Raw genomic sequence first — 15,696 nt, 5'->3', positions numbered from 1 at the left:
AATGGATTGGACTTCTCTATATCTGAAAACATCCGATTTGAATGTTTTTATTTTAGGCACTGGCGAAGTCGCAACCAGAAGGGCCAACAGATTCCTCGACCATGGCGCCAATGTTAGGCTGGCGGGCAATGGATTGTCCGAGGAATTGTTTGAAAAGGGTGCTGAATTATATTCCACCGACGATGTCGATGATTTGGTGGAATGGTGCGACCTTGCTGTTGTGGCCAGTGGCGATGAGGAGCTGTCCGATCATGTTTCACGTATTGCTGGGGATAAGCTAATAAACCGTGCGGACTATCCCTATGAGGGCAATGTCATTGTCCCCACAAGCTTCAGCATTGGGGATGTTGAAATATCTATTTTTACCAATGGAAAGAGTCCGTTGATGGCAAGGCAATTGAGAAAGAAGATCCAGTCAATAATCACTGACGAGGACATTCTGGAAATCGAGCTTCAGGATTATGCGAGGGTGCAGCTGAAGGAAATCATTCCCGACCAGAAGGAGCGCAGGGATTGCCTTTATGAAATTTTTGAGAATGAGCGTATTAACGATTACATTAGGCTGAACGAAGTTGATGAGGCTAAAAGATACATTGATGATTTGATAAGGGGATTAAATTGATACTTAACTTAAGAGTTGACCATAAGATAGCGGATATCCAGTCAATGGAAAACATTGCAAAGGATATGGATGAACTGTTCCTGGAACTGCAGGAGAAATACTCCATCGGTGAGTATATTGAGATTTCCACCTGCAACAGGAAGGAGTACTACATTAACAATGACTACATTTCAGAGGATGATGAGCTGTTGTCCCATGAGAATCAAAGCATAATCATCGATTATGGTCAATCAGCCATCATGCATCTTCTTAGGATGACCTCAGGCTTGGAGTCAATGATTGTTGGCGAAGACCAGATTCTGGGCCAGGTGAAGGATGCCAAGCACAAGGCCTCCAAGAATCGTCATTGCGGAAGGTCTCTAGATGCCATCTTTACAAAGGCCATTCATGTCGGCCAGGTGGTTAGGAACAAGACCAACATCAATAAGGGTTCCGTTTCCATCGGTTCGGCGGCCATTGACCTGGCCGAAAAGCACATGGGCAGTCTTGATGACAAGTCCGTTCTTGTGATAGGTGCAGGCAAGATGGGCAAGCTGGTTGCCAAGGCCCTTGCGGAAAAGGACTTGAATGCCATTTTCGTTGCCAACAGGACATATTATGTTGCAGTCCAATTGGCTGAGGATCTGGGCGGTGAAGCAATTCTTTTCAATGAGCTGGAGAAGTACCTGGCGACTGCCGATTTGGTCATCAGCGCCACCAGTGCCCCTCACCCGATTATCAATAAGGAACGTCTTTTAGGCATTGACATGGATTATGAGAATGTCATGATGGTTGACATTGCCAATCCTCGTGACATTTCCGATGATGTTGATGATTTGGGGGTTAAGCTATTCAACATTGATGATTTGAGGGAGATTGCTGATGAAAACACTAAGCTTCGTATTAAGGAGTTCGGTGAAGCTGAAAACATCATCAATGATGAGTTCATTTTACTCAAAGAATCGTTCAAAATAATGGAAGTTGACAATATTCTTGGTAATTTAAGAGCATCTATGGAAGATATAAGAGAACGTGAAACTCAAAAAGCAAGCGTGAAGTTGTCTGATATAGATGGCAGTGCTAAAGTTTTGGATAATTTGACAAATTCCATTGTCAACAAGATCTTTTACGATATTTCAAAAAATCTTAAGAAAGCTGCAAAAGAAGAAAATAAGGATATTATCGAAGCAGCTGAATATATATTTAATGTTAAGTAGAATAATTTATTCAAACATTCCCTTAACATCTAAATTTTTAATTTTACTTGATTTTAAAGCATAATCAATATTGGCCATGGTGATTGTTTCACTGTCATTGGATATTGCATTGTGCAGTGCGGTTTTCAAAATCTTTTCCTTCAGGTCCCTGCCGGATAGTCCCTTGGTGAGTCTGACTATTTTTTCCAAATCCAAATCATATTCCAGGGGCATGGTTTTCAGATTGTTTTCAATGATTTCCAACCTCTCATTGTCGTCAGGCAGCTTGAATTCAATCTCCTCTTCGAAACGACTTCTCACGGCATAATCGAGACTGCCTGCATTGTTGGTTGCACCGATTGTTATCACGGACTTGTTTTCAGTTATCCCATCCATTTCGGTCAGCAGTGCATTTACAATCTCTGAGACGTCTCCCCTCAGTGACTGGAATGACCTGTGGAGCGCTATTGCATCAATCTCGTCGATGAATATTATTGATGGTGCATTTTCAGATGCCCTCTTGAACAGGTCATGTATTTTGGATGAGGCATCGCCGACATGTTCGCCAATCAGTGATGTTGCCTTGATTAGATACAATGGCACTTCAAGCTCGTTGGCCAGTGCCTTGACAAGCATTGTTTTGCCTGTGCCTGGAAGCCCGTAAAAGAGGATGTTTTTCGGAGCCCAAGGTCCGAATCTTTCAGGATCCTCTAGGTATTTTGTAATGACCTTGACCTTGCTTTTGGCATTTTTCTGACCGACAATGTCATTGAGATGAATGTCAGTCTTTATTTTATTTTCAAAGGTGTTCTTGATGTCGTCAGTGATAATCTTGATTTTAGTGTTCTCTGATATCATTGAATTGTTGGGTTTTGCAATTACAACCTCAAAACCGTAATCAGGGATTATTTTCTGGTCAAACAAGTGAGAATTTTCACGCACAACCAATCCGGACCACTGGTCACGGGCATATTCCTCGAACAGTCTTGTGTTCTTGATTTCAATATCCTCATCCATCATGTTGAAATCGAATGGGTAACCTACCGGTTTTACAACTACCAATTCGGCATATTCCTGATTTTCGCTTTCCACTTTGGCCTGTTTGGGATTGGTGGTCTTCTGTTCAATTTTCTTATTGTCGCTTTTCAAAAATAATCACCTCCAAAATATTTTTTTCCGTTACATTTCAACATTAGTTTTAATTATTTAAATATTTGATGGAATATATATTTCAAGCATGAGCTTCAGAACAAGAAGGGTGCTGTTCAGCACTCCATTCTATATGTTGTATGAGTTTTTTCCTGCTTAAATATGTCTTTTTGCTGTTGGGTGGTGTGGATGATAGCTATATTTTAATTTTAACAGTTATTATAGGTTTGATTCGATTCATGCCCACCCTTTTTGAAGAGCGAAAGTCCCGAAAGGTTACAAGGTTCCTCTCAACAGTCGATGGCGTGTGGATGTGGGCATCAGTGATGTTCTTGATAGATATCCTTATAATTTACCTCCTCGGTTCATTCGCAAAGCTCTCATTCGAAATTAATCTGATACTGTTGGCCATCGTGCCGGCATTGGGCCTGTACAACTATTGGAAGGCCCATAAACTGGTTGTCAATGAAAGGAAAATTGTTCTGGATAATCTTGAACATGACATCAACATTGCACAATTGTCAGATGTGCATTTCGGTTCAGTGCGCCACAGGCAAATCATAAGCCAAATAGCATCCAGGTTAAACGGGCTGAAAGACACTTGTGATATTGCAATAATCTCCGGAGACTTGGCGGACGGCTCTGCCATGGTTGAAGCTGATGATTTCATGGCATTCAAGGATGTTGAAATGCCGATAATATTCACTCCGGGAAATCATGATTACTATATAGGAATCAATAATGTTGTATGTGCCTGCGAGAATGCAGGAGTCATAGTTCTTGACAATGACTCTCTCGAGTTTGATTGCCTGAACATCTACGGAGCATCCTACAGCCTTGATGACAAGGACATTCCAAAAATAGATGAGTCTATGGTGATGGGCGATAAGGTGAATATTCTGAACTATCATGTGCCCTATTATTTCAAGGAGTTCTCAAGGATGGGCTTTAATCTGCAACTGTCAGGCCATACTCATGGTGGACAGTTCCATCCGGTGACATTCATCTCAGACTTATTGTTTAAGTACAATAAGGGTTTGTTCAAGGACAATAGGGGAAACTATATTCATGTGACAACCGGTGTCGGTTCTATGGACACTCCGATGAGATGGGGGACTGATTCCGAGATAGTTGTCCTCAAGCTTAGGGGAAAAGATTAACTTATTTAATCATGAAGGTTTAAATAATTGTATATGGTAACTGATAATCGTAATCATTTTTGTATTTACTGCGGGGCGAAACTAGTTCCAAACCAGCACTTCTGCACACAATGCGGAAAACAGGTTTCACATGACTTTGAAGAGCAAACAATCCCAAAACCATCACAATACGAAGCGGAAGTTGAAAAAATCGCTCAGGAATACAATGTTAAGCAGAGTAGGGCTCGTGAACTGCTTGAAAAACTCTTCGACCCCTCACACATGTCCTATCAGAAATTCACTGACGCAATCAATCGGTCCAATGGTCTTTTTGACAATCAGTTGGCTGTAGCGCGCAAGATGATTGAATTGGATGATGGCAATAATGAGGTTGTCAGAAGGGAACTTGAAATCAAAATCAAGACATTAAACACCTTCATCGATAAGATGGAGGATTTGATAAACGAGCTGGTCATCCAGTTAAGCTCCAACAAGGATGATGATGCTGATATAAATAACCTTTTCAGTGAATTGGATAATTTAATAGATTCCGTAAAGGACTATTAAATCATTTCCTCGTATATTTTTTTCATTCTAAGTGAATCCTCATCGCGCAATGGGGTTTCACAAATTATGTTTGCATTCCAGCCATTATCAATCAGGACACTAAGCAAATCTTCAATATTCGGTCCGTACTCATCGCTTTCGGCCAGGGTATGATGCTTGACCTCCCCGCCACGGCCGTACTCTATGGTTGTGAAATGACAGTGCAGGATGTCAATGTCCAGATGCTCCTCAATGGTTGAAAATATGCAATTGTAATCTTCCTTCTTGTTTAAAAATCCTCTTCCACGGGCATGGACATGGGCGAAATCTATTGTAGGCTCAAAGTGATCGAATGTGGCGCACAACTCAACGACCTCACCGACATTACCCAATTGTGTTCTCTTACCTGTTGTTTCAGGTGCAAAGGTGAACTCTTCAATGCCTTCAGCTTCAAGCTCCTCGAATAGTCTGTTGACTGTATTCTTGGAGATTTCCATTGCCTTTTCAGGCTTGCGGTTCAGATATGCTCCAGGGTGAAATACCAAACGATACGCTCCCATCCATTCCCCTGCACGTGCGGCTGCTATGAGGTGACCTATGCTCTTTTCAAGCTTTGATTCCTCCTTTGCGCACAGGTTGATATAGTATGGTGCGTGCATGGAAACTCTGATGTCATGCTTTTCGGATTCCTTTTTAAGTGTGGTTGCAGCCTTCTCGCCAATCCTCACGCCGTAGGGGGATTGGTATTCATATGAGTCTAATCCTTCCTCTTGGATGTATTTTGGTGCCTTGTATGCTGCTCCCTTATATTTGACTGGACTTCCCGCTGGTCCAAAAAGTACTTTATGCTTCATTAAAATCAGTGAAAAATAGTAAAAAAAGAGGGAATTTATAATATTCCCATAGCTTTATTGGTTTTAGCGATTGATTTTTCGTTGTCACTTTCCATTTCAAGAAGTGCACGAATAGCATCAATGTTTTCCGGAATAACATCGGATTCCTGATGCACTGCCTGCATGTAGAACAGTTCGTTGCCTACAACGTTAATGGATTCTCTCCAGACTGGAATCTCATACAGGTCGTTTCTGTTTCTGCCGAGCTCCTTAGCGTATTCCATTAGCTCTGCGGTTGAACCTAATCCTTCTTCAGCAGACACTACAATGACTCTTGAACGTTTTTCAAGTGCTTCAACGATTTCCTCAGTTTCAACGTCATTGTTGATTTCAACCATGATGTTGTGCTGGTGCATCAGTGTGGTCGGCACGAGCAATGCCATGGTGGTGACGTCGATTCCTTTCATTACGGTTTTAACGTCAGGTCCGTGGTGGGAGGGTACTTTTGGAGGATTTGGAACAATAGCGTTGATTGGTCCTTTCTTGACTTCAGATGGGTCTGATCCTCTTCTCACCATTACTGCACGCACTTTCTTGATGTCTGCTATCGGATCGATGGTGGATAAGGTACGGGTTAATCCGGTAGTGTTACAGGACACTACACGAGTGTAGTCTGCACCATATGAATCGTCATAGTTTGAAATAGCGTTGAATGATAGGCCAGTTAGTTCATGGTCTTCTCCACCTTGATAGATTGCTTTAACTCCTGCTTTCTTGTACATTTCAAGGTTTTGTGGTCCGATGCTTCCAGGGGTACAGTCAACAACAACATCTGCTTCCTGTATCATGTCTTCAACGGTACCTGCTATTTCGATTCCCGCATCCTTGAATAATTGTTCTCTTTCTGGAATTCCAATGTATAAGGGGTAGCCTTTTTCTTCAACAGCGGTTCTTGCCTCATAGTTTGGTCTAGTTTTACTTACACCAATTACTTTCATGTCATCTTGAGCAGCTACTGCATCAGCCACTCTTTTACCGATGGTTCCATAACCATTAATTGCAACAGTTTTCATTTTAATCCCTTTTTCATTATAATAATTGAATATTATATGAACTTAATTCTGTTTTTCAAATTATATATAATTTGATATTTTCAGATTTGAAAGTGTTTAGCTGAATTTAATCGATTTTACCATCATGTTCATTAGGGTCTCGTTGTCGCACTGTATCAGCAGGTATTTCTCATCATCCCCTGCAATGGCCAGGTCATGGTAGTTCACCTCTCCGATTGTCCGATTATCACTGAAATGCACGACTGTGGTATTGTTGATTGTGGTCAGGTTGGCGGTTGTGTCGTTGGCGCACATTTTCTCGTAGCTTTCAACCAATTTGGCTTTGGTGCCGTTTGACTCGGCGTAGATGATGCTGATTTTAGCATCCTCGTTCAGGTAGTTGACTGATAATGTGGTGTTGCCGATTACTCTTCCGCTAATGTTTTCCAGTGTGAGGTTTTCGGGAATGCTCATCTTGAAATGGGAGTCGAAATCATGCTCCTTTAACGTAATGTTTTCCGCTGCAAATCCTGCATTTAAAAGCAGCATTGTTCCAATTGCAATTAGAATTATAATGCTTTTGAGTTTCATTGTATCACTAATTGATAATTTATTTATAGTTATTTAAATATACTATGTGAGTATGAATGAGTTAAAATTAAATTATGTTATTGAAGGTGAAGGTGAAACATTGCTTTTCATTCATGGGCTTTCCGACAATCTGCTCTACTGGGAAGTTCTGGCAAGTTTCCTTAAAAAGGATTATCGGATTTTACGCGTTGATTTGAGGGGCCATGGCGAATCCCCATTGGGCAGTGACGAGATAACGGTTGATGTTTATAGTCATGATTTGAAAAGCCTATTGGACGAATTGGACATCGCAAAGGTTAATTTAATCGGTTTTTCACTGGGAGGGTCTGTTGCACTTGACTTTGCAATCAAGTATCCGGATATGGTGTCTTCGCTCGTGCTGATGTCCACCTGTTCAAGATGCGATGATCATGTCAATCAGGTTTTCAGCGAGTTTAAGCGTCATCTCTCAAGAGGCTTTGGAGATTTCTATGACTACATGATTCCAAAGGTATTGTATCCTGATGTCATTGAGAACAATAGGGAGGAGCTTCAGGCCATTAAGGAGTTTGCTTCAATCAATGCCAATGTCGAAGCTTACATTAAGGCCGCTGATGCCGGTTTGGCTTTTGATGTGGATGATGCTTTATCCGAAATAAAGGCTCCTACTTTGGTTTTGGCGGGAAGGCATGATGAGATATTCCCCTTGTATTGTGCCGAAAGGCTTCATGAAAAAATTGAAAACTCGCAGTTGGTTGTTCTTGACGGTTTGAAGCATAATCTGCTTGTGGGTAAAAATAATGCAAAAATAGTTGATATATTGAAAAAATTCTATAAAAAAATAAGTTGAAAGTAGAATTCATTCTACTTTAAATCCTGCTTCTTCAACGGCTTCGTTGATGTCAGCATCACTTACATCTGCAGACATTGTTATTTTTGTTATTCCAGAATCAAGGTCTGCTTTTGCATCATCAATTCCGTCAACGTCTTTTAAACATAATTCTACAGCATTTACACATGATGGGCAGTGCATGCCCACTACTTTAATTTCTTTTTCAGCCATAATAAATCACCTTAATGTCGATAGTAATATTTATGTTGTCGGTTTATTTAAACTTTTAGTCATGCCTAATTTTTTGGATTTTCGATAGTCCCTTGATGATAATCTGTATCCGGTAAGGGTGTATGAGTAGATTATGACAATCACTGACCCGATATTATGTATCAATGCCCCTTCAATAGGGTTCAATAATCCCAGAACGGCCAATGCCATTGCAATGATGTTTAAGCCAAGTGCAAATCCTATGCTGATGCTGATTGTTCTTATTGTTTTTCTGGAGATTCCTATCAGATGGGGGATGTCCTCGATATTGTCATTGACCAGTGCTATGTTTGCGGCTTCGACACTTATGTCGCTTCCGATTTCACCCATTGCAATTCCGACATTCGCCTTTCTGAGTGAAGGGGCATCATTGATGCCGTCACCAATCATTGCAACCTTATGGCCAAGAATCTGCTCATCTTTGATGTAGTCTGTCTTGTCTTCGGGAAGACAGTTCGCCTTGACATTTCTGACCTTGACTTCTCTTGCTATTAGATTTGCGGTTTTCTCATTGTCTCCGGTAAGAAGGGTTGTTTTTACTCTTAAGCGTTTCAATTTATGGATTGTCTGCTTTGAGTTTTCGCGCAGGGTGTCGGCAAGAAGCACCTTTCCGAGGATTTCACGGTCCCTTGCGAGGAATATCTCGATTTCACCGTTCTGCGGTTTTTCATCATCGATTTTTATGTTTTCCGATTCGAGGAGTTTCCTGTTTCCGGCGATTATCCTTTCTCCGTCAACGTATCCGGTCACTCCCTTTCCGATTTCCATATTGAAACTCTCAACTTCTGACAGGTCATCATTATTGTAATGCCTGACTATTGCCTTTGCTAAGGGATGCTCTGATTTGGACTCCAAGGATGCGAGTAGATGCATCATCTCTTCAGGATTGTCTGAAATTACTTCGATGACTTCTGGTTTTCCATAGGTTAATGTTCCGGTTTTGTCAAACACCAGTTCATCCACCTTCGCCAGCTCTTCGATTGACTCCCCATCCTTGACGAGTATTCCGTATTTGGTTAGGTTTCCTATTGCTGCCATTATTGCTGTTGGTGTTGCAAGCACCAATGCGCATGGGCAGAACACCACCAGTATTGTGACTGACCTGATTATCTCGAATGTGAATAGGTATGTGAGCACGGCGGCGGTGAATGCAATCACCACTATAAGTGTAGCCCATTTGTCTGCGGTCCGGACTATCTTTGCGTTTTCAGGAGATGATGATTCCACCAGTCTGATTAGCTTTTGAAGGGAACTTTCCTGGCTGATTTTGGTTGTCTGCATGGTGAATGAGCCGTAAAGGTTTATTGTTCCACTGTACACTTCATCGTTTGTTTGCTTGTCGACCGGTAGGGATTCTCCTGTTAGTGTGGATTGGTCGATTGAGGTTTCTCCTGCAATTATTTTTCCGTCTGTTGGTATGCTTTCGCCTGGAAGCACTTTCAGTATATCTCCGATTTTCACTTCTTCTACTGGTATTTTCTCGTCTATTCCGTTTTTGATTCTGGTGGCGAATTGCGGTGACATTTTTACTAGTTCCTTGATTCTTCCCTGTGTTTTTGACACGGTGTATTCTTCAAGGAATCCTCCGATTGCCATGATTGTTGCGATTTCTCCTGCGGCGAATACCTCGCCGATTATTATTGATGCTATGATTGCTATTGTCACCAGCAAATCTGCCTTGATGTCGAATTCTGTGACTAATCCCTCTATGCATTCCTTGAATATTGGTATTCCACATAGTATGACTGCAATTGCTGCAATGTAGTCGAGAGATAATGTGAAACTTATGATTAAACTTATTGCAGAAATTATTATTAGGATTATGTCTCTTTTTTCGTCTCTTGTGAATTTCATTTTAAACAGCCCCAAAAGTATAGGTATACCCCATAGGGTATAATGTTATTTTAAAAAAAATTAAAGTCTTGAGTAATATTCCAAAATTGATGAAATGTCTCCTATGGCTTCGTCAGCATCATTCTCTTCAATGGCCTGTTTGACGCAATGTTCAAGATGGCCTTCGACAATGATGTGTCCAACCTTATGTAATGCTGATTTTGACGCATTGACCTGCATCAGTATCTGCTCGCAAGGGATATCCTCATCAATCATGCGATCAATGGCATTCAACTGTCCGATGATTTTTTTGATTCTCCTGTGTAAGTTTTCGCTATCCATACATTCTTTCATAAATAACACTACCTATACCTACTAGGGTATATACTATGTTGTAGTATATAAATGTTGCCACGGGTCATGAATCATTAAATATGTTCATTGTAAAAAAATGATTAACTTTAAAAAATGAGTCGTTTTGATTAATTGATTAAAAATAAAAAAATAAGGAGGAAAATATCAAGCTTATGCTTGATTTTCCATTTCTTCAAATTTGGCCGGGAAGTATTCGTCTACTACGTATTCAAGACCATATTTGGAGAAAGATTGCTGTTCTGCTTTTTTACCGATTTTAAGCATCTTCTTAATTTCAGTTTGCCAGAAGTCTGTTTTATACCTTGGGTCTTTGGAAAGCTCTTTAAGCCTCATGACATCCACATCTTTCAATTTATCGGTTGGCAAATCGTAATTGATAATGTCTGATGCGGTCACTCCTATGAATTTGGCGTCAGGAGTTGCAAGGTCATGGTTAACGTGAGCCAATTTTGCACTTCCGGAAATGATTACCTGTGCAATGTGGAATCCCCAAGGGTCTCCGTCGTTACAGATATATACTGGCAATTTGAGTTCAGTGTTAACCCTTTTGATGAACCTTCTAGTAGCACGTGCGGCCTGTCCCTTAAGCCCGACAATCAAGCAGTTGAATCTTTCATGAGCGTTTTCCTGCACAAGCCTGTGGAACATTCCCATGGTTTCCACTGCCAGTACCTTGTCCACTTTATGGTCAAGGAATTCCACCTGGTCGATTGTAGGTGATATGGTGTAACCGGATTTTCCCATTTTTGCAGCGTTGACTTCCACTTCATCCAAAAGGGTAATGTTTCCGTAAACTGATGCACCGTCTTCCTCAGGCATTAAACCTAAGTCTTCACGAGTGGTTCCGAGGGTTACTTCAAGGTCTTCTCCAACAATGTTTGATTCCTGCTGTGACTTGAAACTGATTCCCCAACCTTCGGAAACATAGTACATTTCCCTGATGGTTGCGGTTTTTTCACGTGCAACAAGATCCTTACAGAAGTTAGCAACATAAACCATTTGTCCCAGTTTCCTGATTTGTTTCACGTTACCTAATGATCTTCTACCAAATCTGTCACCAAGCACATAGTATCTTTTTGCTTCATCGTAAACAATGTTTCCTGTACCTCTGGATGGGACTCTAACACTAGGAACTTTGTTTTTCTCAATTTCTTCAATGATTTCTTGACCTAAACCTTTTAACTTATTGAAGGTGTATTCTTTTCTTTGCTCTTTATGAGGTCTGCTATCTTTAACATCATCAGCCATTCAAATCACCTAATCTTCAAAACCGTCTTCCACATCATCTTCTTCAAAGTTGTCTAATGCGGATTGGCCTTCTTCAACTGCATGACCGTACTCGTCAACTTCTTCCATGATGAGTGCGTCAAGTTCTTCTTCTTCCTCTTCTTCTTCAACCTTTTCACCAAGCAATTCTGCAAGAGCCCTTTTGGTTACTTTCGCCAGCACTTCATGGTATTCTGGAACTCCTGTTTCACCGAGCTTTGCGGCTTCTTCAATGATGACTGGAACATATTCCTCGAATACTTTGGAACGTTTTTCTTTTTCTTTTGCTGCTCTTTTTGCCCTTAAGTGTTTTTGCAATTGGCGAGCTAATTTCATGGTTGCCTGTCTGATTTCATGTACGATTTCAGGTTCAGGGGATACGCTCTGCTTACCTGTTGAGAGGTATGGTACCTGGGTGGAAATGATGTTCACGAACAGGGTCAATGGAGTGTTGTCCATGTCTTTTAATCCGTAACGTTTCCAATCGATACTTTTAAGTGCTTCTGTGATTGCACAGCTTCCTGCATCGAATGTTAGTGGTACTCTGTTAGCGAATCTCATGATTTCAGATTTTCTTTTCTCATTAACCACTCTTCCAGCATCTCCACCGTATGCGAGTCCTGCTTCGATGATGAATGACACACCGCCTGCGTAAGTGACCGGTTTTCTTGTGATTGTGGTTACAAATTCCGGCTTGAGGATTTGTTTCATACCCTTTTCGATTTGCTCTGATCCGATTGGTATGAGTCCGTCTGTTGGTGGGGCCATGAATTTCATCTTTTTAAAGCAGTGGACGATTGCTTCGGCTTCCTGGAATGTCATTGCTTTCGGACGTTTGTTCATGTCGATTCCAGTGATTTCCGCGATTTCATCAACCCTTTTTGCAGACATTCTTGACATGGAAGAGGTCAGCATGCTTTTGTATCTTCTGCTGTCAGTGTTTTTCGCCATGGTCATCAGGTCGTCTGCGCTCACTCCTTTAGGGTGAGGGAGCACTTCTTTAGGCTGCACTGGCACTACGTCTGCGGCTCTTTTGAAGATGTACTTATGGCCGGATGGGTCTCTGAATGTGATTTTTGCATGAGGGTTTCCGATCATTGTTCTTCTGATGTATTCGAATGCTCCTTGTTCTGCAAGGGAGTAGGATACTTCCTTGAATTGAAGTTCAATGCACACTCCGGTGCTTTCTGCAGGGTAGTCTTCCCTTTCCATCAGGATTCCACGGTTGTTTTCAACATCCATCTGGAACTTCATTTTGACTCCTTTTATTTCATCCCCGTCCTTGTAGCATGAGATTACGCGGGCAGGCTTACCTGTGGTCATTTGGGATAGGAGAACGCATCCACTACAACCCAGACCCTGTTGTCCTCTGGATTGGATGTTCCTGAATTTGGATCCTGCAAACATCATACAATACACTTGCATGACGTAGTCTTCAGGGATTCCCGGACCGTTGTCCTTGTGTCTTAGGATGTAATGTACCTTGTCGACACGTTTCAATTCGATGTCGATGTCCGGCAATATTCCCGCTTCTTCCGCTGCGTCGAAACTGTTTGTAATCAGTTCGTGGAATACAATGGTTAGGGAACGGATTTTACCGGTGAATCCTAACATCTGCTTGTTTTTTCTAAAGAATTGGGATGGGGTCAGCCTTTGAAAGTCCTCTTCCCAGTCCAATCCTAACTGTTGCTGTTCAGCCAAAATTTTTCCTCCTTGTGAAATTGATATGTTTTAATTTATCATACTTGCCATATTTAAATGAAGTGAGAGAGCATTTGATTAGTAATATTCATACCCTACCCTATCTAGCTCGCTTAAATATATGGTAAAATAAAAATTAAAAAACATGTAAAAAATATGGTATTTTAACTACACTATACATATAAGTTGGTTAAAGTATATAAAACTTTTTAAGTATTAATATTATTTTTACAGTTAAGTTCCATTAAAATCGATTTAACTGTGTAATATTTCTTTGATATCTATTTTTTGACTGTTTAATGTTTCATTTAATTAATGGATAAAAAGTTGTATGGCCATGAAATATTGATGTGGCTATGAAAAAATTTGGATATCGGTATAATTCAAAAAATAGGTTTAGGAGTGTTCAACTCCTAAAAATCATTTTCATCAAACTCAATGCCGTCCTTGAACTCGATTTTATCGTCTTCAATTCCAACAAGGTCCTTGAACTCTCTCATTTTCAAGTCTTCCTTCTTGTGTTCTAAAAATCCGTAAACGGATTTGTGCCTTGATCCGTTGAGTATCATTTCAATGGCTTCCTTGGCAACCATGATGTTGTCCATCTCTCCGATGAGTGAAACGGTCTTGCCGTAGATTGCCATGTCGACTTCAGCCATTTCCATGATTATTTCACGTGTTTTACCGTCTTTTCCGATAATTCTACCTTTATGTCTTGCAAGGGCCTTCTTGGACTTGCCGATGTATAATGGCAAGCTTATCACTTCAAGGTAAATGTCGTCGCTGACGAGCTTGAGCGCAACTTCCGGATTGAATCCTCGTGCAACTGCCTTCACGATGTGATTGGCATTCCAGACTCCTAATGGGTCTTCCATGTCGTCTCTAGGTGTAATGTAAACTGTGCCTTCGTCACTGTCAATGTCGAGGATGGTTCCAGTCGCTTTTTCAATGGATTTCTTGACGTTACCATTGCTTCCGATTAAAGCCCCCACTCTGTTTTGAGGTATTTTCAAATAATCTGTTTCTGGCATAATTATCACCTTTGATAATAATTTTCAAGTTAAAATTATATAAAATTTGGGATTGGAATGTTTTTGATTTTAAGCTGTCGCTCGATAGATACAATATCAGTTTTTCAAGGCATTGAATTTTTCACAATAATTTTTAATTATGTTGGGAACAGATAGTAATATTGAAGATGTAAATTGATATGGATGATAAAATGGCTATGGATTTGACAGATATTGGAATTGAAGAAGGACAGAAATATGAAGGGATTTACACTACCATGAGCAAGGACGGCGTAAAAAATGCAGCTCCAATAGGAATAGTATGCAAAGGCAAGGACAAACTCGGATGCAGGCTGTTTGTCGGCACCCAAACCCTGAAAAACATTATGGAAACAGGTAAATACGTTGTAAACATTACCTTTGACCCTATAAACTTTGTAAATTCAACAATCGGAAACCTGGACGTTGAAGAGTTTACAGATGATGAGGACATTGCAATTTTGAAAAATGCAGAGGCATATATCATTTGTGATGTCACAGACATTAGAAAAATGGATCCAATCAAAGACCATGTAACATCAAATGGTGAGGCTTACATCATAAGCAGCGATGTTGTGGAAATCGTCAAGAACCATCCATGTGCAAAGGCTTTAAACCGGGGGGTCTTTGCGCTTCTCGAATGCCTTACAAACTACACTCGGCTTGACCTTGTCAGCAAAAAGCAGCAGGATTATTTTGTCGGAAGGTTCAATGAAAACAACCGGATGATTAAGAGGGTTTCAGGGCCTGATACGATAAAAGCTATGGAGATTCTTAAAAACAGCATGATGGAAAAGGGTTTTGATGTTGAATAGGATAGGAGTTTGCATTCAATTTTAGTTGGGCGCCATAGGGGTGGTGCTGAAACCGGAATATTTTTTTTCAACAGGATGGAGTTAATTGGATTATTCTCTCCATTCATCGCACCCATCATCCATTTTAACCAGTTTTTCATGGAATCTGCAGTATAGTCTATTACTTAATGTTTTTACCATTTTTGTAATTTTATTCTTGGGCAGTTATAAAACTTGATGTTTATAAGGTTGGTCAAGCTATCCCCCGTTGACTTACGGGTTCATTATTTTTTGATTATTCTTTTTCCTTCGTTTAGGATGTTATTTTCGGCGTTTATGTCTCTGTGGTGTGTTGTTTTGCATTTTGGCAAATCCAGTTGCGCATTTCTAATGTTAGGTCTGTGTATTGGTATTCGCAGTTGCTGCATTTTTGGCTTGATGGGTAAAATCGGTCTATTTGTATGAATTTTTTACCGTACCATTCTGCTTT

Annotated in this window: 17 protein-coding genes; 6 read left to right on the top strand and 11 right to left on the bottom strand. The window is 40.6% G+C overall.

Features of this window, described 5'->3' with window-relative positions; all coding sequences use genetic code 11:
• Nucleotide 1: 1 nt before the first annotated feature.
• Nucleotides 2-622, top strand: a complete 621-nt coding sequence (locus QZU77_RS00465; RefSeq protein WP_295598370.1) for a bifunctional precorrin-2 dehydrogenase/sirohydrochlorin ferrochelatase — start codon at nucleotides 2-4, stop codon at nucleotides 620-622.
• Nucleotides 619-1,818, top strand: coding sequence for a glutamyl-tRNA reductase (gene hemA, locus QZU77_RS00460; RefSeq protein ID WP_295598367.1), 1,200 nt, complete (start codon nucleotides 619-621; stop codon nucleotides 1,816-1,818). The genes QZU77_RS00465 and hemA overlap by 4 nt, the downstream gene beginning before the upstream one ends.
• 6 nt (nucleotides 1,819-1,824) lie before the next feature.
• On the opposite strand, the gene QZU77_RS00455 is transcribed toward hemA, so the two are convergent.
• Nucleotides 1,825-2,946 (bottom strand): AAA family ATPase, encoded by a 1,122-nt coding sequence (locus tag QZU77_RS00455; protein ID WP_295598364.1) that lies wholly within the window; start codon nucleotides 2,944-2,946, stop codon nucleotides 1,825-1,827.
• 239 nt (nucleotides 2,947-3,185) lie between these two features.
• On the opposite strand from QZU77_RS00455, the gene QZU77_RS00450 reads away from it, so the two are divergent.
• Both QZU77_RS00450 and QZU77_RS00445 read left to right on the top strand, forming a co-directional pair.
• Nucleotides 3,186-4,106 (top strand): metallophosphoesterase, encoded by a 921-nt coding sequence (locus QZU77_RS00450; RefSeq protein ID WP_295598361.1) that lies wholly within the window; start codon nucleotides 3,186-3,188, stop codon nucleotides 4,104-4,106.
• A 33-nt stretch (nucleotides 4,107-4,139) separates the two neighbouring features.
• Nucleotides 4,140-4,652, top strand: a complete 513-nt coding sequence (locus QZU77_RS00445) for a zinc ribbon domain-containing protein (protein WP_295598358.1) — start codon at nucleotides 4,140-4,142, stop codon at nucleotides 4,650-4,652.
• Here QZU77_RS00445 and QZU77_RS00440 read toward each other — a convergent pair.
• The 3 genes from QZU77_RS00440 to QZU77_RS00430 all read right to left on the bottom strand — a co-directional run bounded on the left by QZU77_RS00440 (nucleotide 4,649) and on the right by QZU77_RS00430 (nucleotide 7,107).
• Nucleotides 4,649-5,485, bottom strand: a complete 837-nt coding sequence (locus QZU77_RS00440; RefSeq protein WP_295598355.1) for a TIM barrel protein — start codon at nucleotides 5,483-5,485, stop codon at nucleotides 4,649-4,651. The genes QZU77_RS00445 and QZU77_RS00440 overlap by 4 nt on opposite strands.
• A 35-nt stretch (nucleotides 5,486-5,520) precedes the next feature.
• Nucleotides 5,521-6,537: a phosphorylating glyceraldehyde-3-phosphate dehydrogenase gene (locus QZU77_RS00435; protein WP_295598352.1), complete on the bottom strand. Its 1,017-nt coding sequence runs from the start codon at nucleotides 6,535-6,537 to the stop codon at nucleotides 5,521-5,523.
• 96 nt (nucleotides 6,538-6,633) lie between these two features.
• Complete coding sequence (locus tag QZU77_RS00430; RefSeq protein WP_295598349.1) at nucleotides 6,634-7,107, bottom strand: hypothetical protein; 474 nt, start codon at nucleotides 7,105-7,107, stop codon at nucleotides 6,634-6,636.
• Nucleotides 7,108-7,159: 52 nt separating this feature from the next.
• Between QZU77_RS00430 and QZU77_RS00425 the strand changes: the two genes are divergently transcribed.
• Nucleotides 7,160-7,936: an alpha/beta fold hydrolase gene (locus tag QZU77_RS00425; protein ID WP_295598345.1), complete on the top strand. Its 777-nt coding sequence runs from the start codon at nucleotides 7,160-7,162 to the stop codon at nucleotides 7,934-7,936.
• A 9-nt stretch (nucleotides 7,937-7,945) separates the two neighbouring features.
• On the opposite strand, the gene QZU77_RS00420 is transcribed toward QZU77_RS00425, so the two are convergent.
• The 6 genes from QZU77_RS00420 to QZU77_RS00395 all read right to left on the bottom strand — a co-directional run bounded on the left by QZU77_RS00420 (nucleotide 7,946) and on the right by QZU77_RS00395 (nucleotide 14,394).
• Nucleotides 7,946-8,149 carry a heavy-metal-associated domain-containing protein gene (locus tag QZU77_RS00420; protein ID WP_295001698.1) on the bottom strand — a complete coding sequence of 68 codons (204 nt, stop codon included), beginning with the start codon at nucleotides 8,147-8,149 and terminating at the stop codon, nucleotides 7,946-7,948.
• A gap of 30 nt (nucleotides 8,150-8,179) precedes the next feature.
• Entirely contained in the window at nucleotides 8,180-10,042 is a 1,863-nt protein-coding gene (locus QZU77_RS00415; protein ID WP_295598343.1) for a cation-translocating P-type ATPase, read from the bottom strand.
• 60 nt (nucleotides 10,043-10,102) lie between these two features.
• Complete coding sequence (locus QZU77_RS00410; RefSeq protein WP_295598341.1) at nucleotides 10,103-10,375, bottom strand: metal-sensing transcriptional repressor; 273 nt, start codon at nucleotides 10,373-10,375, stop codon at nucleotides 10,103-10,105.
• Nucleotides 10,376-10,546: 171 nt separating this feature from the next.
• Entirely contained in the window at nucleotides 10,547-11,644 is a 1,098-nt protein-coding gene (locus QZU77_RS00405) for a DNA topoisomerase IV subunit A (protein ID WP_295598338.1), read from the bottom strand.
• 9 nt (nucleotides 11,645-11,653) lie between these two features.
• Nucleotides 11,654-13,363, bottom strand: coding sequence for a DNA topoisomerase VI subunit B (top6B, locus tag QZU77_RS00400; RefSeq protein ID WP_295598335.1), 1,710 nt, complete (start codon nucleotides 13,361-13,363; stop codon nucleotides 11,654-11,656).
• Between the two features lie 413 nt (nucleotides 13,364-13,776).
• On the bottom strand, nucleotides 13,777-14,394 hold the full coding sequence (locus QZU77_RS00395) for a KH domain-containing protein (RefSeq protein WP_295598332.1): 618 nt from the start codon (nucleotides 14,392-14,394) through the stop codon (nucleotides 13,777-13,779).
• A 179-nt stretch (nucleotides 14,395-14,573) separates the two neighbouring features.
• On the opposite strand from QZU77_RS00395, the gene QZU77_RS00390 reads away from it, so the two are divergent.
• Nucleotides 14,574-15,227 carry a DUF447 domain-containing protein gene (locus QZU77_RS00390; protein WP_295598329.1) on the top strand — a complete coding sequence of 218 codons (654 nt, stop codon included), beginning with the start codon at nucleotides 14,574-14,576 and terminating at the stop codon, nucleotides 15,225-15,227.
• 313 nt (nucleotides 15,228-15,540) lie between these two features.
• Here the strand turns inward: QZU77_RS00390 and QZU77_RS10810 are convergent.
• Nucleotides 15,541-15,696: zinc ribbon domain-containing protein (locus tag QZU77_RS10810; protein WP_366208849.1), on the bottom strand; the 156-nt coding region annotated here is incomplete at its 5' end.

Source organism: uncultured Methanobrevibacter sp. (assembly GCF_902774605.1).
GTDB lineage: Archaea > Methanobacteriota > Methanobacteria > Methanobacteriales > Methanobacteriaceae > Methanocatella.
Note: the sequence above shows the minus strand (reverse complement) of the source record. Positions and strands in the feature narration are given on the sequence as shown.